This is a genomic window from Nostoc sp. (assembly GCF_036917355.1).
In the GTDB taxonomy this organism is placed as follows: domain Bacteria; phylum Cyanobacteriota; class Cyanobacteriia; order Cyanobacteriales; family Nostocaceae; genus Nostoc.
Window position 1 is genome coordinate 19,047 of sequence record NZ_JBALDP010000109.1, and the last position, 20,490, is coordinate 39,536.

Below are 20,490 nucleotides of genomic sequence, written 5' to 3' on the forward strand. Positions count from 1 at the left end.
TTATTCATTAATGAAAATTGTTGGGTTAAGCAATAGCGAAACCCAATCGGTAATTTTTCCTCATCTCTCGTTAGAACCTTTATTTTTTCTTACCTGGAGGTGAATTGCGCTGGGTGAGGTTATCAATTTGCAATTGTTGCCGTCCGTTGGTGATAATTCGCAACATATCTTTGAGATCCTGCTCGATATTTCCCAAAATGCCATCAGCATAAGCATCAGCACCATCTTCAATTTCTTGAGCTTGAGCGATCGCATTTTGTCGCATCAGCTCTAACTCTTGCTGACAAGCATACCGCTTGCGGTCAATCTCGGCGAGGGTTTCTTGCATTATTCCCTCACACTCTTGTTGCACTTGTCGCCGCAGTCGTTCAGCTTCCTGTTCTGCCTGGTGAATAATATCGCTTTCAGCTAAAATTTGCGCTCTTTTTGCTTGTGCAGCCTCAACAACCTGCTGCCCATACTCTTCCGCTTCTAGCAGAATTTCGTCCTTTTGGTCGAGAACTGCTGCTGCTTCTTGAAAAAGCGACGGCAAAGCCAGCCGGATGTAATCAAGCTGATCTAGCAGCTTTTCTTCATCTATGAGTGTGCGTCCCGTCAGCGGAATCCTGAGACTAGAGAGAACCATTTCCTCTAGACGGTTGAGTTCCTGCTGAATATCTATGCTTCCCTCTCCACCGAGATATTTTTGAGAGGGGGGATTGCTTCCGTTGAGATTGGGTTCAACATTGGAGATTTCTGATTGTAGCATTGGTATATATCTAGGGCAATGTGTGGGGGAACGAGATGATCGATAGAGCCACCAAACCTTGCAATCTCTTTTACCACACTACTACTTAAAAAACTATACTCATTTGAGGTTGCGAGAAAAACTGTTTCTATTTGGGTAGAAAGAGTTTTGTTGGTGTGAGCCATTTGCAGTTCCACTTCAAAATCTGACACAGCCCGTAAACCCCGGATCAAAACTTGTGCTTGTTGCATTTGAGCATAATTGACGGTAAGACCATCAAAGCTGTCTACTTTTACATTAGGTAGATGTTCTGTAGAAAGACGGATCTGATCTAGCCGTTGCTCCACACTAAAAAGTGGCATTTTGTTAGGGTTCCGTAGTACAGCGACAATCACCCGCTCAAACAGCCGACTACCGCGCTGGATAAGATCGAGGTGTCCCAAGGTAATGGGGTCGAAGCTACCAGGATAAATAGCAATCACAATTTTAAATATATCAAAGTTGTTTAGGTGATTATATCGAAACTATTTTGTGTAACTTACTCAAATCTACCATCTTGCGCTCTCGGTAAGGATGGTAAACTCAATTGTTTTAGTGGCACAAGTTATGCTCAACTAAGCGTTAGGAACTAGACTCCTAAATATGAATACTGGATTTTTACCTACGTCTCCACAATGTTGTGGAAGATTTAAGTGTAGTTACAGTATTCGAGACACAAGAAACTCCGTACTTAGCAAAGTGCGCGGGTAGTTAACGAACTTTTCTAGGTAATTTTTCATGCCACTGGATTTTCCCACTTTGCCCTTGGCGTTTCAATTTACTTCTCCAGGACCGATTCTGGTGAAAATAGGGCCACTAAGTATTCGTTGGTACGGCTTGTTGATTGCCACAGCAGTGTTAATTGGCGTTATCCTTTCCCAGAATTTGGCAAAGCGCCGTAACGTTAATCCTGAGTTGCTAGGTGATTTGTTCTTTTGGTTGTTGATTGGGGCAATTCCTGGCGCACGACTCTATTACGTTTTTTTTGAATGGTCAAAATACGCCCCAACTCCAGGAAAAATCTTTGCGATCTGGGAAGGAGGTATTGCCATTCATGGAGCGATTCTTGGTGGCGTTGTGGCTGCGTTAATCTTTGCCAAAATCAAGCAGGTTTCTTTTTGGCAACTGGCAGATTTAGTAGCACCTTCGCTGATTTTAGGGCAGGCGATCGGGCGTTGGGGCAATTTCTTTAATTCTGAAGCTTTTGGCGATCCTACTAATTTACCCTGGAAGCTGTATATTCCACAAGACCATCGTCCTTTAGACTATGTTAGTTTCGATTACTTTCATCCCACCTTCCTCTACGAATCTCTGTGGGATTTAATGGTGTTTACGCTACTAATAACGTTGTTTTTCCGGTCTTTATCCGGTAAGCCACGCCTGAAGGTAGGTACACTATTTCTAATTTACTGGCCAGCCTACAGCTTAGGACGCTTATGGATTGAAGGCTTTCGCACTGATAGCTTGATGCTGGGACCATTACGAATGGCACAAGTAGTTAGTAGTCTAGGAATTTTATTGGGATTAGTTGGATTAGCTTGGCTTTACTTACTCAAACGCCCTTTACCTGATGTAGTTCCTACTGCTAAGGGAAATGGGGGATGAGGGGGAGAAGGAGAAGAACTATGCCCAATACTTCGACTACGCGGTAGTTGAGCGCAGTCGAAACTCAGTACAAGTGCTCAATTCCCAATGACTAAAAAATAAAAAATGCCCCAGAGTATTCTCTAGGGCTTAACCAGGGTGCATCTACCATTACTCTCTACTAGGGAAAGAGGGTAAATCCGGAAAGATACTGAGAAAATGCCAAAAAATTTTTTGAGGGATTGCCGTGTGTTCTTCTAAGAGTGAATATACAGAAAACCTAAGCTATAAAAAAACACTATATGCTGTAGAACCATCTGTGTATATTGTCGGAGCAGGTCCTGGAGATCCTGACTTATTAACGGTGAAGGCGCAAAAATTACTGGCTGTTGCTGATGTAATTTTATTTGCTGATTCTTTAGTACCCGAAGAAATTTTAGAACTTTGCCGAAAAGATGCCGAGATAATTAGGACTGCGAATCAGACCTTAGAAGAAATTTTGGCGATTATGATCGATAGAGTGCGATCGCAACACAAATCTCTAGTCCGTCTCCATTCTGGCGATCCTAGTCTCTACAGCGCCATCCACGAGCAAATGCACCTCCTCACAGAGGCAGATATTCCTTTTGAAGTCATACCTGGTATCAGCGCCTTTCAAGCCGCTGCTGCCAAACTCAAAATAGAACTAACTGTTCCTGGTTTAGTCCAAACAATTATTTTGACACGCATCAGCGGACGTACAGAAGTCCCCGCCGCCGAAGAATTAGCCACTCTTGCAGCACATCAGGCTAGCCTCTGCCTATATTTAAGTGCGCGTCACGTCGAAAATGCTCAAGCTAAACTACTCGAACACTATCCAGCCGAAACCCTGATTGCGATTTGCTTTCGCATTGGATGGCCTGATGAAAAAATCAGGGTTGTTCCCCTGAATCAAATGGCAGACTGCACTCATCAAGAAAAACTAATTCGCACCACACTGTATATAATCAGTCCAGCACTCTCGACAACAACAGGGCGATCGCGTTTATATCATCCTGAACATAGTCATCTATTTCGCTCAGAGTAGTCCAAGAAATATAGCAACAGAGATGTCAATACCGAAAAAAGGTACAAGAAAAATAATAGTTAATGGAGAACCATTCATCTGGCTAATCCGAAGACAACCTACCAACGTACAAGCAGACTATGCTGATGGATATCTACATGTTGCTGTAGAACATGCTACTGATCCTGGCTCAGTATTAGTGATTATTACTGATAGGCTTCATCCACAGGGGTACAGCCTCATTAATAGCGAACTCGTGCCAATACAACTTCAAGAATTAGGAGAGGTTCGGGCTTGGAGAATTGAGCCAAGGTATGAAATAACCGCAGTAACACCAAAAGATGTAGCGTTATGGATAAAACAAGCTATGGAAATAGGATGGTTGCCTAAAAAGTCAGGTATAACTTTTAAGGTTAGCGTTGTTGGCAGTAGTATGAAAAAAGCTGCAACTAGGGAAAAAATACCCTTAAATTTTTATTAGCAAAAACCAAAAACTTTTAGAATATTAAACTGTACTCTACTTTTCGATAAACTTAACAGTGTAATAAATCCAAAATTCCAATTCGGTACTATGCCTTTAATTAAAGTGCAAACTTCTGCATCTGCTCCTCAAAAAGCTGAAATTGAGTCAATGCTTTTAAACCTCTCAGCCAAGTTAGCGAAACATTTGGGAAAACCAGAATCTTATGTAATGACTGCTTTTGAACCGGGAATTCCTATGACTTTTGCAGGGAATACAGACCCTGTTTGCTACATTGAAATTAAGAGCGTTGGCACGATGAAGCCAGATCAAACCGCAGCAATGAGTCAAGACTTTTGCCAGCAGATTAACCAAACTCTAGGCGTGCCGAAAAATCGCATTTACATAGAGTTTGCAGATGCTAAGGGGGCAATGTGGGGCTGGAACGGCACAACTTTTGGCTAATTCCCCATCTTCTTTGGTCAAGACTAAGTTAATCTGGCAGGTGTAGTATAGAGATCCAGCATCAACTCGTGATTTTTTTATGTCTGCTACGCCTCTTGTATCTCAGGTTGACTCACACAACCCAGAAAAATCAGAATTAATCCCTCCCCTTCTAGGCGCTTCTCTGTCCGAGTTAACTACTTGGGTGCAGCAACAGGGACAACCTGCTTACAGAGGAAAGCAACTGCATGAATGGATCTATGACAAAGGGGTGCGATCGCTAGCTGATATTTCTGTCTTCTCCAAGCAATGGCGCAAAGAAGTAGCAGAAGTTCCCATAGGGCGCTCAATTTTACATTACCGCTCTGAGGCTCCCGATGGTACGGTAAAATATCTTTTACGATTAACAGACGGGCAGATTATTGAAACTGTAGGCATCCCCACCTTCGCAGAAAGGGGAGAAGGCCCAAAAGCCCGTTTGACAGTTTGCGTCTCTACTCAGGTGGGTTGTCCAATGGCGTGTGATTTCTGCGCTACTGGTAAAGGAGGCTTCAAACGCAACCTAACACGACACGAAATTGTCGATCAGGTGTTGACTGTGCAAGAAGATTTTCAGCAACGGGTTAGCAATGTGGTATTTATGGGACTGGGTGAACCGTTGTTGAATACTGAGAATGTCCTAGCAGCCCTGAAATCTCTAAATCAAGATATTGGTATTGGACAGCGATCGCTTACAGTTTCTACAGTGGGGATTCGCGATCGCATCCGTCAGTTCGCACAAAATAATTTGCAAATCACTCTGGCTGTGAGTCTCCACGCACCCAACCAAGCACTACGAGAAAAACTCATTCCCAGCGCCCGCGCCTATCCTCTCGAAGATTTACTGGCTGAATGTCGAGAATATGTAGAAATCACTGGCCGCCGCGTTACTTTTGAATATGTTCTCCTTGCTGGTGTTAACGATTTACCAGAACACGCATTGGAACTTTCAAAATGTATGCGAGGATTTCAAAGTCATGTGAATTTGATTCCCTACAACCCCATCCAAGAAGTAGACTACAAACGCCCTAATCGCGATCGCATTCAAGCTTTTGTGAACGTTCTCAAGCAGCAAAATACTGCTGTTAGTGTCCGTTATTCCCGTGGTTTAGAAGCCGATGCTGCTTGCGGACAACTAAGAGCAAGTAAGAATTAAATCTATTTTAGTCAGTAAATTTAATTACTTTTGCTTACGGACTGCGCGTTAGTTGTAATTGTTGCAAGAAGGCAGCAGTAGAAATTGTTATATTAAGGTTAAGCGATCGCTCAACCCAACCGATAACAAATAACTTATGTTGAATCGATCATTGACGCTTAAACTATTACCGCTAGTGATTGTTCTTGCAGAAGCTTTGCCGATAAATTCTCCTGCTTATGGACAAATAATTCGACCGATTCCTCCGCAACCTGAGTCCTTTCAAGAAAGAATGAGACAACAACAAGAGGAACGAGCTCAGCAAACACAAGAGCAATTGAGAGAAACATGGCTACGCCAAAACCTTCAACAACAACTACAGCAAGATTTTACACGACAACGGCAAGAACTAATACGCCAGCAACAATTTAGACTGCAACAGCAAGAAACAAGACTACAACAGCAACAATTTACACGACAGCAACAATTGAGAATACAAGATCAACAACTCAGACAAGATCAACAAATTAGACAACAGCAACAATTTAGATTACAAGAACAGATACGACAGCAAGAACTCAGACAGCAGAAAGGAAACCTATGAAGTGTTCGGAATTTCTGTTGAAGAAGAATTCAGAAGTCAGAATTGAGGAGTCAGAATCAATCAGTGGGGGATTCAGACTATTAAACACGTTTCTTCAGAAGCTGTTGACAAGATGATGCGCGTAGCTTGCTTACCCGTAGTGGTACGCTGACTCACTACCGCTGCGCGCCAGTCAGACTCCAATTCATGCAGAATTATAACTCCTGAATTCTCTTTTGATAAAAAACTTTTTATTAAAAATTAGAGAAATCTTCTCCAATTTTTAATTTTTTTTTATTAGCTAGCGGTGTGCATGAATGCCAGGGGCATACGCTTCAATTACTTTGCCAGTGCGAGTACAACTAATCATCAAATAGTCACAACTTGGGCATTGTGTTCGAGTTAATTGACTATCAGAAATATAATAACGCTCGGCATGGCTACCACAATTTGGGCAGTAAATCTTTTGTACTGTCTGCATTTTAAAACCCCTAGTTGTAATTATTTTTTATTTGGTAAAGCTACTAGTTAAACCAGGAAAAAAATCTGGTTCGACCAAATTAACAAACTGCTGTAATATTGGTTGATTATTTTAAACAAAATTTCAGGTTTGATAACTTTTCGATATCTTTATCTATTATTCTAGAATTTAAGTGATTTTACCCTCCTACTTTAGATACATAAATTATTTTTTAATTAAATGCTGTTTAGAGATTTACTGATCCCTATGATTAATGGCTTGAGAGAGTCTTGTTTACAGTCATTTCAGACGAATACAAAAAAGCCGTTCTTGTATTCAAAAATTAAATCACATAAATTACTGTATATTTAGTAACAAAATCTCTATCTTAAGATTTAGTTAATATTTGCTGACAAGATTTATGAGATTAAATTCTGGTAAGATAATTTAATTAAAATTAGCAAACTTCATGTGGTCGAAGCTTCAGGAGCCGCTAAAAGTTCTCTGCAATGCTAGTAATTAAACCTGAATCTTAGTACAGCAAAATCTAGCATCGAATCGCACGCTTGATAACGGCAAACCTATTATTTATAAGGTTTTTGGGTGTGGGGTGTGGGGTATAGGGAATTAAGAAGACAGCAATTCTCGTTTACGCGTGTACCTCACGTAAATGAGAACCGCTATAAAGGCTCACTACCTTCCCATTACTCAGTCCCTAGTACAACATGGCGCAAATAAACCCCCATTCCAAATCAATGAAACGCTTACGCTGTATTCATTTTTAATTTTTAATTCCGCCTTGCGGTAGTAGTTCCCAATCCCAAGTTCAAGGTGAAAATGGGAGTTGTGACTTCAAACAGGATGAAAGTAATCGTAAATTTCTTGAGCCAAACGCGGTCCAATTCCTGGGACTTCAGCGAGTTGCGTGGTTGTCGCTTGCCGAATATAATCAACTGATCGAAAATGCCCTAGTAATTGCTTTTGTCGATGATGTCCTAAGCCAGGAATTTCATCTAAACGCGATCGCTTCAATTTATCACTGCGCTGCTGACGATGGAAACTCACTGCAAACCGATGCGCTTCATCCCGCAGTCGCCGTAACAACTGTACCCCCGGTTGTTCTGCATCAGTTGTTAAGGGTTTAGATTCTCCCGGTAAAAAAATCTCTTCTCGCTGCTTTGCTAAACTCACAACTCGCAAGTCTTCTAATAAATTCATCTCTTGCAAAACGGCGATAACCGATGACAACTGACCTTTACCACCATCGATCATGATTAAATCAGGCCAGTCAGGATTACCCAAACGTGTTAATTGCTGATTTTCCGCATATTTACGGAACCGCCGCTGGATGACTTCAGCAAGACTAGCAAAATCATCTGAATGTCCTGCTGTCACCGTAGGATTTTTAATTTTGTAGTGGCGATAGTGCTGTTTTGCAGGTAATCCGTCGATAAACACAACTTGCGAAGCTACAGCATTTGACCCTTGAATATGGGAAATGTCATAACCTTCAATGCGGTGAGGTACATCTGGTAAATCGAGAATGGCGGCTAAATCTTGCATTGCTTGGTGATTGCGATCGCCAAATTTCTGCATTCTTTGCAATTCATACTGAGCATTTCGCTCTACCATCTCTATTAATTCTGCTTTAGTTTGGCGCAAAGGAGTCAATATTGTGACTTTTTTGCCTTTACGTTGAGTTAAAACATCTGCCAATATCTCCGTATCTGGTAAATCATGCTGTACCAAAATCTCTAAAGGGATTTCTACGGAATCAGCAGTTTGATAATGTTCCTCTAAAGCTCGTTGTAAAATAGCTCCTGGTTCGGCGTGAGTATCCGCTACAAAGGCTAAACGTCCAACCAATTGCCCAGCGCGAATCTGGAATAGTTGAATGCAGGCGTGCTGTTCGTCGGCTGCCAGTGCGATCGCATCCCGTGAAACTGTATCATCTGGTAAGGAAACTTTTTGGTCGGCTGTCAGTGACTTTAACCCAGAAATTTGATCTCGAATCCGCGCCGCTGACTCAAAATTCAAGTTTTCAGCTGCTGCGTTCATCTGTTGGGTCAAAATATCAATCAGTTCCTGAGTTCGACCTTGAAAAACCATCGCTATTTTTTGGACAATTTTGCGATATTCTTCTGGTGAAATCATTTGTTGACACACACCTGGACAACGCCCTAAATCAAAATTCAAGCAAGGGCGATCTTTAAAAAGTGGTTGAGGTCGTTGTCGCTGTGGAAAAATGCGCTTGCAGATGCGGACAATTTCTCGCAATAAACCAGCATCAGTATAAGGTCCGTAAAATTTATCCTTTTCTTTTCCGAATTGCCGCTTACGGGTAATAAAAATTCGCGGATAATCTTCTGACCAAGTAATGCAGAGATAGGGATATTTTTTATCATCTTTGAGCAGCACGTTAAAGTATGGTTGGTGCTGCTTGATCAAATTGGCTTCTAGCGCTAAGGCTTCGGCTTCAGTATCAGTGACGATGAATTCAATTTCTGTCACCAACTTGACCATCGTGGCGATACGTTCACTTTTGTTGTAGCCATCCCGGAAATAGGAACGGACACGCGATCGCAACTTACGTGATTTACCTATATATATAATGCGATCGCTCCTGTCCCGCATGAAATAAACCCCCGGTTCCGGTGGAATTTCGGCTAGACGGTTTTCTAGTCGTTCTGGCTCTTTAACCAGTGGTAATATTTGAGTAGATATTGTCACAACCAAAATTAGGTAATCTTTATCTATTTTAAGAAAAATTGTTTTTTCGTGCCGATTTAACAAATTATTTATCAAGTAAATGTAAAGTAGCTGTCATGAGTGGCATATACCAGAACAGATGAAAGTGGGGCTGGGGACTAGGGGAGAATAATAACTCCTAACTCAGCACGAGCCAAACCCTAGCTATCCGCTAACAGCATCAATCCAGGTAGGCTTTTAGTCTGCACAAAGAGAAGTCTGCTGTAGTCACTCCTTTGGCTTCCAAGCTAGAGGCTCGCTCCCCAGAAAACTTACTGCAAGCATTAAAACTTTGGAACTGACGAGAGTTTGTCTAGCTGCGGCCTTAACCATTGGCTGCTACTGTCAGAATAAAAACTTTGCTTTTTGAATTTATAATTAATATTTTAAATTGATAATACTTTATTATCTGAAACTTTATAGTTTAGATTAGACGATCGTATTTTTGTATTAACTTTGGTTTTTTCTTAATCAAGAATATGCTTGTATATTGCTTGTATAAATATCACATAAAAATTTTATTTATTGATACTATTTATGTTTATTTATTGAATTTATAATATTAAGCGAATTAACGGATTTAGTCAGTTGAATTTGCGATTATGATTGAGAAATATTTATTATGATGATTTCATACGAGAGCTAAATTATGAATTTACAAGACTTTGAAATCCACTATCGTGAGGCTATGGCTGAAACTCTCAATGAACTGCAAACAGCAGTTTTGTTATTAGCACAAGTACAACAGAAAATTTCAACAATTGGCAGTTCTGTACAAAATCTTAGCGAGTGCGTTGAAGAGTTTATTGCTGAACAAAAAGCAGAATAAATACACACCTAGCAAAAAAGTTTATCTGTGGCGACAAGTAAACTGTTCTTCAATTGCAAGGATGAGATCCTTGAGTTTTAAAGGTTTGACAAAATAGCTACATGCACCCAAACTCAGAGCTAGTTCTCGATCTGCTTTAAAAGCAAAGGCTGAAACCACAATGATAGGTATTTTTGATAAATCAGGTTTTTGCTGGACTTGTTTTAAGAGTGAATAACCGTCAACATCTGGCAATTTCAAGTCCAATAACATTAAATCTGGCTCAAATTTCTCTATGGTTGAGAAAAAAGCAGAACCTTCTGATAAACTTTGGACTTCATACCCACAGTAACTTAGATAGTCACTAAGTAACATCCGATTGAGGTAATGGTCTTCAACTAGTAAAATCCGTCTAACTTTGTGTGACTGCAATGGCTGATTTATATTGAGTAATTTTACTGTCATTGCTACCTATTATCTGATTATCTTAATTAAAAGCCAACAAGGATTACCATAAACTAAAACAGTAGTGCATTTAAACAGTAAAATAAATATAAATTGTACTTATGTAGTCTATTCAAATATCTGAAGAAATCAAATTTAGCTGCACTACAATACTAAAATGATAGTATAATCAAATATAATTAAATCAAAAATTAATCTTTTTTTTACGAACTTTTGGTAATTTAGAGTATTAAGTTAACATCTTTTTTACAATAGTAATTTTCTAAAGTTTATGAGTAAAACTACTTAAGTAATACTGGAACTAATATTATCGTAATTTCCCTTCCTAAAGATGTGAAGGTAAGTAATACCATTGTACGAAATCCATATTAAAAACAAATCAAGTTGGTAGAGACATATAGATGTCAAATGTTGCAACAAATTTATTTTTTGCAAGTATTTTTAAAAATAGTATAACCTAGAAGATTAAATTCTCTTATAGCCGCAAGGAATTATTCATCAAAAAAGGGAGCTAACAGCTCCCTTACTTATTTTTTGGAATGTAAACCAGAGTTTCAATCAGATGCTTTTTTCAATTTGCGTCGGGTAGCAAAGACACCAGCAACACCCATAAGACCAAGTATTACTGATGGTTCTGGTGCTGAGACATACTTAGGTGTTGACCAAGTATAAATTGCACTGTAGGATACACCATCATCAGAAGCAGTAATACCGGATGCAGTGGGGTTAAAGCTATAGGCATAGTAAGTTTGACCACCAGTAACTACCTTAGCAATTTCACTAGCCGCAATTTCACCTTTATATGCATTTAATGCAGCTTGCAGAGTCAGTACATCTTTAAATGATGTGAGTTGAGAGATTTGACCTGGTAGCTGATTTTTGAGAGTATTCAGTTGAGAGATTTGGCCTGGCAGCTGATTTTTAAGAGTATTCAGTTGAGAAATTTGACCTGGCAGTGTCTGATTTTTAAGAGTATTCAGTTGAGAAATTTGACCTGGCAGTGTCTGATTTTTGAGAGTATTCAGTTGAGAAATTTGATTTGTCAGTAATTGCCTTTGTGCTTGATTGGCTGTAGTGTTAGGAATTGCGTTGAGTTGTGTTTGCAGTGTGGTAATCTGTCCTGGAATTGCGTTGAGTTGTGTTTGTAGTGTGGTAATCTGTCCTGGAATTGCGTTGAGTTGTGTTTGTAGTGTAGTAATTTGTCCTGGAAGTGCGTTGAGTTGTGTTTGCAGTGTAGTAATTTGTCCTGGAATTGCGTTCAGTTGTGTTTGTAGTTGTGGAATTGAACTTTCAAGTTGTGAAAGGGTTGGTTGAGTTGTTTGTTGAGGAAACTGTGATTTAATTGCATTCCACTTTTCATCAACCTTAATAGAAATAGTTGTTGCAAGTTTAGTCTTTACATCCAAGTGACCAACTAACTTCAGTTCCACACCACCATTTTGACCGAATTGGAAACCACCAATGTTCGGATCTCCCATTCCCAAGGAAGGAAAATAACTAGTTATTAGTGATTTGCTGTCGGCTGAAAACCCGTTCCAAACTGATTGAAATGGTGTATAGCTACTTAATAAATCGCCTAGCCATTGCGAACCAAAATTATTCCAGTCATTAGTAGTGACACTACTAACGGTGGCACTGTAGTTTCCTTTTGTGGCAGTGAAGCCAACGTTAGAACCTGGGGTTTCGCTACTATACCAAAGCTCGACGTTAGAACTGGAGTCGTTATCTGTCAAAGCTTTGATCGCAGCTTTAGTACCACCTTGGGCATTCCCTTTGATGAAAGTACCATTTGAGCCACCAGTGTAAGTGTTAATTTCTCCATTATTATCGAAGTTAAACGATGTAGCGTGTGCTGGGGCAGTGGCAAGAGCGCTCACACCAATAGCCATTGAGGCACCAATTACAAGTGTCTGAAAAGTCGTTTTCATTGTTTTCAAGTCTCTGTCAGTTTGGAAGTTAAGTTTTAAACTACTGCCGTTTTTAGGCTTGGGCTGTCTTGACCACAGGCTTTTTGGCAATACAGATGCTTAAAAGCACGACCTGTACTGTTAGCCGTCTTTGGTATCTGAGCGTACAAACCCAGTTTAATAAACGGAGAGACCTGATTGGGTAAAGTTACTGCCGATTATCAATAAAAAGATGAAGAATGTTTTGATAATTTTATACGTCTAATTACATACTTTGAGCATTTAACATAGTTACAAAAATTACTGTTAAATATTTTCAAGTTCAGTACAATACGGTAGGGACACATAAATGTGCGCCCCCACCGTATGTTCCATTGGTAAACTTCGCCACTAAAAATCCTTAGCGTTTAGCTTGAGAAGAAATTTAATGAAGAAACTCAGCCATTCTTTCTACAGCAATTTCTAACAAAGGTGGCTCATGCACCAAGGCAAAACGGACATACCCTTCTCCAGATTTGCCAAAGCCAGCACCTGGAGAAACTGCTACACCAGTTTGTTTGACTAGCTGGGTACAAAATTCTACGGAGTTTTCACTCCAAGGTGAGGGCAATTTTGCCCAGATGTACATTGTAGCTTCGGGAGTAGGAACATTCCAGCCAATGCAATGTAAGGCACTGATAAAAGCATCACGTCGCCCCTGAAAGGTGTTGACAGCAGATTTTACGCCAGATTGAGGGCCAGTTAGGGCAGCGATCGCACCATTCAAAATTCCCCGATACTGGTTAAAATCAACGGCGGCTTTTACCTGGCGTAAGGCGTTAATTAACTGGGCATTACCGATGGCATAGCCAATACGGAAGCCGCCCATATTGTAGGACTTGGAAAGGGTGAAAAATTCAATCGAGACGCTTTTTTCTGGATCGGCTTGCAGAATTGAAGGGACTAAGGATTTTGAATTAGGAGAAGAATCTGCCCACTCCCTACTTTCCTGAAATACTAAATCTACGTAGGGGAAATCGTGAACCAGCACGAGATTGTGTTGTTGGCAGAAGGCTACAGCTTCTTGGAAAAAAGATAAAGGTGCGATCGCAGCGGTGGGATTATGAGGATAACTTAATACCATCATTCGCGACTGGGCCAAGACTGGGGCGGGAATATCAGCAAACACTGGTAAAAAACCGTTTTCTGCGAGTAGTGGCATCGGGTAGATTTGACCGCTGGCTAGGTAGACTCCCCCCGCATGGGATGGATAACCTGGATCGAGCAATAGGGCAAAGTCTCCTGGATTGAGTATTGCTAGAGGTAAATGGGCTGTGCCTTCTTGAGAACCAATTAAAGGTAGTACCTCAGTTTGAGGATCGACTTTGATACCAAATTTTTGTTCGTACCAGTTGGCTGCGGCTTCGCGAAATCCTTGGGTACCGTTAAATAACAGATAGCCGTGGGTACTGCGATCGTGGAGAGATTGGGCGATCGCCTCAATAACGTGTGCCTCGGCTGGTAAATCAGAAGACCCCAACGACAAATCAATTACCTCTCGTCCAGCGGCCAAAGCGATTGCCTTGGCTCTGTCCATATCAGCAAATACATTCGATTTTAGGGGTTGTAAACGTTTTGCAAACTGTATGTTAGTCATTTGTCATTAGTCATTAGTCATTGGTCATCAGTCATTTGCTATGAACTATTGACTAATTACTATTTAAGTGGGTATCTAGAAGAGCAAATAATTTCTCTTTGCCGATGACTCCCTCGGTGGATATCAAAACTTCCTGTCCTTGAAATAGTCTCAGGGCAGGTACACCTTCCACTTGGTACTGCTTAACAGTCAGTGGGTTGGGGTCAATTTCCATTTTAACGACTTTGAGGCGATCGCTATATTCGCTGGCAGCTGAGTTAATCGCGGGCGACATCAATTGACAAGGCCCACACCAGGAAGCCCAAAAATAAACTAATACAGGCTGCTCGGCTTTTAACACTTCGGTTTCAAACTCAGCATCGGTTATGGTGATTACAGCCTTACTCATTGCAGTCTCCATCAGGTGGCGATCGAAGTTGGCACACACAATACTTTATCCCAAAGTCGTCAATAGTCCATAGTTAATAATTTATAGTGATTAGGATTGTTAACTATTGACTAATGACGTAAAATCCCACAGCCAACTGGTGTGGGACTAGCTTAAATAAGTTTTCTGTCAATTTTACAGTTGATCCAATTGCTTGCGTAGGGAATCTAACTCAGCATCAACCACCTCATTAGATTTAGGAGCTGTGGTTTGTTGTTGCGGTGGCAGTTGGGCTTGATTTTGTGGAGCGGCGGGTGGTAGCATCTGGGCTTTTAAAGCTGCTAATTCATCATCAACATCGTTACCACCTTCCAACAGGGCAAATTGGGTATCTAAATCTGCACCTGCTAACTCTCCTGCTGCCTGGGCCCGGGATTCTTGGATCAAGACTTTTTCTTCCATCCGCTCGAAGGCAGACATTGCACTGTTAGTATTCATCCCACGCACCATGCCTTGGAGTTGCTCTTGGGCTTTGGCAGTAGTGATTCTAGCTTTGAGCATTTCTTTCTTGGTTTTAGCCTCAGAAATTTTGCTTTCCAGCTGGATTAAGTTGCGCTTGAGGGTTTCAACTTGGGTGCTTTGGGTATCTAAACTAGCTTTGAGGGCAGCACTGGTGTCAGTATAAGTCTTCTTGCGCTCTAGAGCTTGTCGTGCTAGGTTTTCATCACCTTTTTGCAGCGCTAGTTGGGCATTGCGTTGCCACTTATTGATTTCATTTTGAGCATCATTATACTGTTTCTCACTGCGTTTTTGGGCGGCGATCGTCTGGGCTACTCCCTGACGCAGCTGTACCAAGTCTTCCTGCATTTCCAGGATGGCTTGCTCTAGCATTTTTTCGGGGTCTTCGGCTTTGTTAACTAGGTCGTTGAGGTTAGAACTAACTACTCGCTTAATGCGATCGAATAATCCCATAACTTTGTTTTTCCTTGTGTGATTTACGCTTTTTGTTGGACAGTTAGCTTTTTTACTTTTTTATAGCTACCTATTTCAATGTAATCTTTACCAGTTTGAATCAGTACCTCCTAACAACTCTTAATTGTTAAGATATCGCCAAACTGGGGTAATTAGTAGAACTTCAAGAATCCTGAGTTTTGGGTAACTGCTGTTGGGGAGGCTGCTCTGTCTTTTGGCTCTCCTCGGTTAGGATTTTGTGCTGTGTGTTTTCTGATTGCTTGAAAACCTGTACCTTCATCGCTGCCAATTCGGTATCTACATCATTAGATTCCAAAGAAGTAAATTGTGTTTCCAAGTCGTCGCTACTAAGTTGAGCTATGGCTTCTGATTGAGCTTCTATCTGTAAAACTTTTTCTTCCATGCGCTCGAAGGCACTCAGACTGTTATTAGTAGAAACTCCGCCGAGCATTTCTTGGAGGCGATAAGACGCTTCAGCAGAACGGGCGCGGGCAATATACATATCTTTTTTAGTTTTCGCCTCGGAAATTTTTAACTCTAGCGATCGCATATCCTTTTTTAGCCTAGCAACTATCTCGTTTTGTTGCTCTATCTGCGAAAAGAGGGCTGTAGTAGTTTCTTTATAGGCTTGGCGCTTAGTCAAAGCTTCACGTGCTAGAGGTTCATTGCCTTGTTGCAGGGCCAATTGGGCGCGGCGATACCATTCTTCCGTTTGAGACTGAGCGGCCGCTGCTTGTCGTTCAGTGCGTTTCTGGGTAGCGATCGCTTGTGCTACACCCTGCCGCAGCTGCACCAGATTTTCCTGCATTTCCAGGACAGCTTGCTCCAAAATCTTTTCTGGATCTTCTGCACCACCGATCAAACTATTGAGATTAGCGCGAATCACCCGCAGGATACGCTTGATTAATTCCATATCGGCTCTCCAACGAAATCCAGTTCTGAGTGCTGTTAGCAGGGCGTTTAGACCGTGCTTAGTAATAAATTTAGTTATAGAGTGCTGAGTGCCTAGTTAAAGTCCTAAGTATAGTAATATTTTTTGTCATCGGGTAGTTATGGAGTGCTGAGTGCCTAATAAAAGTTTTGAGTATAATATTTTTTGTTGTGGGGTCGTAAACAAACAATATTCTGTCTCTACCACTCAAGCACGGGCTAAACCCTAGCTATCCGCTAACACAACTGGGCACTCAGCATTTATTGACTCAGGACTGTTATCTCATGGTATCGTAGATTTTTGCAACTCATGGCTGCTGAACTCGTGCCTTGATTCCCTTTGCTTCTAACAGTTTCATCTGTTGTTTTACTTGCTCTTTAGTTTTAAAAGCACCCAGATAAATCAATTCTTTGTTAGGCGATAAATAAGCATCAGGAATTACTTGCCGTGCTGAGGCAAAAGCCGCGCCTTTATTATCTATCACTACATGATAAAACCCATCTGTTCCTGGCTTGATTTCTGCATCTGGCTTTGGTGACGTTGCGATTGGTTTGGGCGAGGTTTTTGTCGGTGAAGTGGGAGGTAAATTTAGGGGAGGCAAGGATTTTAGCGTCGGTACTGGTGCTAAAGCGATCGGGTTAGTCGGTTGGGCTGTATTGGGGTTAGAAAATGCCCCTTGAGGATTTGCGGGGTTTTGGGGAACAACTGGATTAGGCACTACTGCGGGGGTTGGTTGGACTTTGGGTTTTAAGCCAACTACATCATTGGGATCTCTTACTTCAGGAAACTCTTCAGTAGCTAGATTGGGATATTTGGGTATAGATGTGCTTGGTGGCTGAATTTGAGGTTGGATATTACTCCCAACTTCCTCAGTATTTTCTGGTGTGGGAGAGGAGTTGCCGTTAAATAAGTTGCCTAAATTCCATTGTGGCAAGCTTTTAGGATTGAAGACTGCATAACCCAAGATAAGACTAGCCACTAATAGCAGTAACATGGAGCCAATACCCAAAGGTGATAGCATACTGTCGCTAGAATTGCTTGGTTTCTTGGTTTCTGGTTGTTCTTCTGTCAGACTTCGCAGCAGTGCTTCACTAGATTCTAAATAGTCATCTGGGTGCTTGGGGCTATCATCTGTCTGCAAGTGATTTTCGCTTTTAGTATTTTTAACGATCGCTGGCACAATGCTGCTACTAAAGTTGGGTGGGGGTGGTGGAAGTTGAGTTTGTGTTTTAGCTGCATTGGAGGTTGAGGGCGCATTAAGATTATTCAGTTCCTCAGTTTTTGCTGTAGTTGGTGCTGGATTTATCTCAGGATTCACAGCTACAGATGCGGGTGAGACATCAATTTTTGCCGTAGCTGGCGCTGGATTCATCTCAGGATTCACGGGTACAGATGCAGGCGATACATTGGTTTTAATTTCCGTTGCTGATGACTGAGTTGCGCCCAATATTGTCGAAATAGTAGTTAACGGTTGGTGTTGTCCGCTGATGTAACTTGCAACACGGGACTGCTTAGATGACACCAAACCAGTTCGCGTGCGTCGATATCGAGCTAACTCTTGATCTAGCGGCACCTCTAAACTTGCTAGTGCTGCTGCTAGTACTGGTTTCAACCCAGGTGTTTTAGACGATTGATGAGTACTGGAGTCGTTCAGGGGGTTTTGAGTCATTGCCTTTGTGCCTCAAACGTAGATTACTGGAATCAACTTTTTAGATATATTTTGTGACAATAGTAGCGGAAATTATTTAAATAGATTGGGGATTGGGGAAGAGGTGACAGGTGATAGGGAATAATCTGCACCCTGTAACCTGTAACCTGTAACCTATAACCTCTCCTATTCCCTTCTTCCTCACTCCCCACTTTGAATAATGTCGTTGAAATCAATTAATGATGTTTTAAGGATTCTGGAAAAGCAGTCTAAATGGCAGGAGCAACCATTTCAACGTCTGCTCAAGTGTTGGGCAGAAGTTGTTGGCCCAGTGGTTGCCGCAAATACTCGACCATTATCGATTCAGCGTGATGTTTTGTCGGTAGCAACTTCTAGTGCTGCTTGGGCGCAAAACCTGACTTTTGGTCGCACATCTCTACTTTTAAAGTTGAATAAAAAGCTGCCAACGCCTTTGGTTGATATTCGCTTCTCTACTGCTGGCTGGCAGAATCCGTCGGTGGAAAGAAAACAGCAACAAATGGTTTCGCCTCATGAGCATCCCAGTTATCTTGGTGATGAGATTAGCCGCCCTGATGTTACACCCACTAAAGATGTAAATGCGGCTTTTGGACATTGGACGAAGATTGTGCGATCGCGATCGCATGGCTTACCCCTTTGTCCCCAGTGTCAATCTCCCACCCCACCCGGTGAACTCCAGCGCTGGGAAGTCTGTTCTGTCTGTGCTGCTAAACAGTTTTCAAAGCAAAATGGTTGAGCGATTATTTCGTTGAGCAGAGTTTATCCTGAAATAACTTGCTGCCATTACATCAAATCTTTCTAATTCTTGAGAAAAAATATAGTTTATCGCTAAAATCTGCCGAATGTGGTAGTTAAAGCAGACTATTTATCTAAAATTCTATGCCTTAAGCCATCCTAAAGGAGGAAGTTAAAAGGCTGGGCAAATCAAAAGCTTTGCTTTTATTCTTGATCCCTAATAAGTTTTAGACGATATCTATATGTAACTGCTCTAGTAATTATTTAAATATATAACAAGATTATAAAAATATCCTGAAGTTTATTTTTTACTTGGGATCGCTGAAACCTATAGAAAATAATGACTTTTTGGCTTTTCTCCGTCTTTATATATAGAAGCAGAATATAAAGATGAAATTCAGCCAGAAACAACACTAAAGATGAATCCGAATGAAACCTATTAAAGTTTTAGCATCTGCCTGTAGATATTGTCGTCATTACCAGCCAGAAGGTCGCCGTGGTGGAACGTGCCAGCAGTTGGGCGCACCAGTTCAAGCGACTTGGAAGGCTTGTTCGTTGGCACTCCCACCTTTTGCACCTTCTTGGGAAACCTTAGAAGATGCTTGGGGTTTACCAGATGCAGCTCCAGTTTTAACATCTTGTCAATCTTTAACCTCAGATTTCGATAATGCTGCTCTTGCCCCTCTAGAGGAAATAACGGCCTCCATATCTGAACAGGTAAAAACTAAAGCAGTGGTCATTTAGTCATCCATTATTACTGGACTGAGTTTGTAGTCTGCTTAAAATAAAATTTGTTTTTAAGATTTTTAGTGCTGTAAAAGTTGATATCTACAAAAATCGCACCTCATTTAAGGGGGGCGATTTTTGCAATTCTAAGGTAGCCAAGGAAAAGAGCGAAAATCTGGTGGACGCTTTTCGAGAAAGGCTTGTTTGCCCTCAGATCCTTCTTCTGTCATGTAATAAAGTAGGGTGGCGTTGCCAGCGAGTTCTTGTAAACCAGCTTGTCCATCACAATCAGCGTTAAAGGCGGCTTTGAGACATCGAATTGCGATCGGACTTTTTTCTAAAATCTCTTGCGCCCATTGAATACCTTCAGTTTCTAGTTGTTCCACTGGGACGACACAATTAATTAAGCCCATTTCTAGCGCTTGTTGTGCATCATATTGGCGGCAGAGAAACCAAATTTCTCTAGCTTTTTTTTGTCCCACAACGCGGGCGAGATAGCTGGCTCCAAAACCACCGTCGAAACTGCCGACTTTCGGGCCAGTCTGTCCGAAAATGGCGTTATCGGCAGCGATGGTAAGGTCGCAAATCAAGTGTAAGACGTGTCCACCACCGATCGCATATCCAGCGACTAAAGCAATCACCACTTTCGGTATGGAACGAATCAGCCGTTGTAAATCCAGCACATTCAAGCGGGGGATGCCAGTATCATCCACATAACCCGCATGTCCCCGCACGCTTTGATCGCCACCAGAACAGAAGGCATATTTGCCATCAGTATGTGGACCATAACCAGTAAATAGAACAACACCAATAGTAGTATCTTCACGAGCATTACAGAAAGCGTCGTACAGTTCAAAGACCGTTTCAGGACGGAAAGCATTGCGTTTATGGGGACGGTTGATGGTGATTTTCGCAATGCCATCGGTTTTTTGATACAGGATATCTTCGTAGGTTTTGGCAGTTTGCCAGTTAATTTGCATTGGTATGGAGTG

The 20,490-nt window shown here is 41.5% G+C and carries 21 protein-coding genes; 9 read left to right on the plus strand and 12 right to left on the minus strand.

Annotation, left to right across the window (positions count from 1 at the left end; translation table 11 throughout):
• Nucleotides 1-79: 79 nt before the first annotated feature.
• Nucleotides 80-748, minus strand: coding sequence for a DivIVA domain-containing protein (locus V7K53_RS32290; RefSeq protein WP_335201559.1), 669 nt, complete (start codon nucleotides 746-748; stop codon nucleotides 80-82).
• Complete coding sequence (gene coaD / locus V7K53_RS32295; RefSeq protein ID WP_335201560.1) at nucleotides 658-1,209, minus strand: pantetheine-phosphate adenylyltransferase; 552 nt, start codon at nucleotides 1,207-1,209, stop codon at nucleotides 658-660. Before coaD ends, V7K53_RS32290 begins: the two co-directional genes overlap by 91 nt.
• Nucleotides 1,210-1,504: 295 nt before the next feature.
• Here coaD and lgt point away from each other — a divergent pair, with 295 nt between their 5' ends.
• The 6 genes from lgt to V7K53_RS32325 all read left to right on the plus strand — a co-directional run bounded on the left by lgt (nucleotide 1,505) and on the right by V7K53_RS32325 (nucleotide 6,077).
• The gene (gene lgt, locus V7K53_RS32300) at nucleotides 1,505-2,371 is read left to right on the plus strand and encodes a prolipoprotein diacylglyceryl transferase (protein WP_335201561.1); all 867 of its coding nucleotides are present in this window, start codon (nucleotides 1,505-1,507) and stop codon (nucleotides 2,369-2,371) included.
• Between the two features lie 226 nt (nucleotides 2,372-2,597).
• A complete protein-coding gene (gene cobM / locus V7K53_RS32305) occupies nucleotides 2,598-3,416 on the plus strand; it encodes a precorrin-4 C(11)-methyltransferase (protein ID WP_335201563.1) in 819 nt (272 codons plus the stop codon).
• Between the two features lie 22 nt (nucleotides 3,417-3,438).
• Nucleotides 3,439-3,876, plus strand: coding sequence for a hypothetical protein (locus V7K53_RS32310; RefSeq protein ID WP_335201564.1), 438 nt, complete (start codon nucleotides 3,439-3,441; stop codon nucleotides 3,874-3,876).
• Nucleotides 3,877-3,966: 90 nt separating this feature from the next.
• A complete protein-coding gene (locus tag V7K53_RS32315) occupies nucleotides 3,967-4,320 on the plus strand; it encodes a phenylpyruvate tautomerase MIF-related protein (protein ID WP_094349557.1) in 354 nt (117 codons plus the stop codon).
• 79 nt (nucleotides 4,321-4,399) lie between these two features.
• Nucleotides 4,400-5,494, plus strand: a complete 1,095-nt coding sequence (rlmN, locus tag V7K53_RS32320; protein ID WP_335201565.1) for a 23S rRNA (adenine(2503)-C(2))-methyltransferase RlmN — start codon at nucleotides 4,400-4,402, stop codon at nucleotides 5,492-5,494.
• A gap of 136 nt (nucleotides 5,495-5,630) precedes the next feature.
• Nucleotides 5,631-6,077, plus strand: a complete 447-nt coding sequence (locus V7K53_RS32325; RefSeq protein ID WP_335201567.1) for a hypothetical protein — start codon at nucleotides 5,631-5,633, stop codon at nucleotides 6,075-6,077.
• 280 nt (nucleotides 6,078-6,357) lie between these two features.
• On the opposite strand, the gene V7K53_RS32330 is transcribed toward V7K53_RS32325, so the two are convergent.
• Nucleotides 6,358-6,537 (minus strand): replication restart DNA helicase PriA, encoded by a 180-nt coding sequence (locus tag V7K53_RS32330; protein ID WP_179067652.1) that lies wholly within the window; start codon nucleotides 6,535-6,537, stop codon nucleotides 6,358-6,360.
• 831 nt (nucleotides 6,538-7,368) lie between these two features.
• Nucleotides 7,369-9,246 (minus strand): excinuclease ABC subunit UvrC, encoded by a 1,878-nt coding sequence (gene uvrC, locus V7K53_RS32335; protein ID WP_335201568.1) that lies wholly within the window; start codon nucleotides 9,244-9,246, stop codon nucleotides 7,369-7,371.
• A 667-nt stretch (nucleotides 9,247-9,913) separates the two neighbouring features.
• Between uvrC and V7K53_RS32340 the strand changes: the two genes are divergently transcribed.
• Nucleotides 9,914-10,093: a hypothetical protein gene (locus tag V7K53_RS32340; RefSeq protein WP_335201569.1), complete on the plus strand. Its 180-nt coding sequence runs from the start codon at nucleotides 9,914-9,916 to the stop codon at nucleotides 10,091-10,093.
• Nucleotides 10,094-10,114: 21 nt separating this feature from the next.
• On the opposite strand, the gene V7K53_RS32345 is transcribed toward V7K53_RS32340, so the two are convergent.
• From V7K53_RS32345 to V7K53_RS32375, 7 genes are all read right to left on the minus strand, one after another.
• The gene (locus V7K53_RS32345) at nucleotides 10,115-10,537 is read right to left on the minus strand and encodes a response regulator (RefSeq protein ID WP_335201570.1); all 423 of its coding nucleotides are present in this window, start codon (nucleotides 10,535-10,537) and stop codon (nucleotides 10,115-10,117) included.
• Nucleotides 10,538-11,091: 554 nt separating this feature from the next.
• Nucleotides 11,092-12,465 (minus strand): NF038130 family PEP-CTERM protein, encoded by a 1,374-nt coding sequence (locus tag V7K53_RS32350; RefSeq protein ID WP_335201572.1) that lies wholly within the window; start codon nucleotides 12,463-12,465, stop codon nucleotides 11,092-11,094.
• A gap of 403 nt (nucleotides 12,466-12,868) precedes the next feature.
• Complete coding sequence (locus tag V7K53_RS32355; RefSeq protein WP_335201573.1) at nucleotides 12,869-14,080, minus strand: LL-diaminopimelate aminotransferase; 1,212 nt, start codon at nucleotides 14,078-14,080, stop codon at nucleotides 12,869-12,871.
• A 52-nt stretch (nucleotides 14,081-14,132) separates the two neighbouring features.
• The gene (locus tag V7K53_RS32360) at nucleotides 14,133-14,468 is read right to left on the minus strand and encodes a thioredoxin family protein (protein ID WP_094349563.1); all 336 of its coding nucleotides are present in this window, start codon (nucleotides 14,466-14,468) and stop codon (nucleotides 14,133-14,135) included.
• A gap of 174 nt (nucleotides 14,469-14,642) precedes the next feature.
• Nucleotides 14,643-15,419: a PspA/IM30 family protein gene (locus tag V7K53_RS32365; RefSeq protein WP_335201574.1), complete on the minus strand. Its 777-nt coding sequence runs from the start codon at nucleotides 15,417-15,419 to the stop codon at nucleotides 14,643-14,645.
• A 163-nt stretch (nucleotides 15,420-15,582) separates the two neighbouring features.
• Nucleotides 15,583-16,332: a PspA/IM30 family protein gene (locus V7K53_RS32370; RefSeq protein ID WP_335201575.1), complete on the minus strand. Its 750-nt coding sequence runs from the start codon at nucleotides 16,330-16,332 to the stop codon at nucleotides 15,583-15,585.
• A gap of 325 nt (nucleotides 16,333-16,657) precedes the next feature.
• Complete coding sequence (locus V7K53_RS32375; RefSeq protein WP_335201576.1) at nucleotides 16,658-18,019, minus strand: hypothetical protein; 1,362 nt, start codon at nucleotides 18,017-18,019, stop codon at nucleotides 16,658-16,660.
• Nucleotides 18,020-18,218: 199 nt separating this feature from the next.
• Here V7K53_RS32375 and V7K53_RS32380 point away from each other — a divergent pair, with 199 nt between their 5' ends.
• Nucleotides 18,219-18,773: a DUF721 domain-containing protein gene (locus V7K53_RS32380; RefSeq protein WP_335201577.1), complete on the plus strand. Its 555-nt coding sequence runs from the start codon at nucleotides 18,219-18,221 to the stop codon at nucleotides 18,771-18,773.
• Between the two features lie 428 nt (nucleotides 18,774-19,201).
• Nucleotides 19,202-19,516 carry a hypothetical protein gene (locus tag V7K53_RS32385; RefSeq protein WP_335201578.1) on the plus strand — a complete coding sequence of 105 codons (315 nt, stop codon included), beginning with the start codon at nucleotides 19,202-19,204 and terminating at the stop codon, nucleotides 19,514-19,516.
• Nucleotides 19,517-19,644: 128 nt separating this feature from the next.
• On the opposite strand, the gene menB is transcribed toward V7K53_RS32385, so the two are convergent.
• Entirely contained in the window at nucleotides 19,645-20,478 is an 834-nt protein-coding gene (gene menB, locus V7K53_RS32390) for a 1,4-dihydroxy-2-naphthoyl-CoA synthase (protein WP_335201579.1), read from the minus strand.
• Nucleotides 20,479-20,490: the final 12 nt, after the last annotated feature.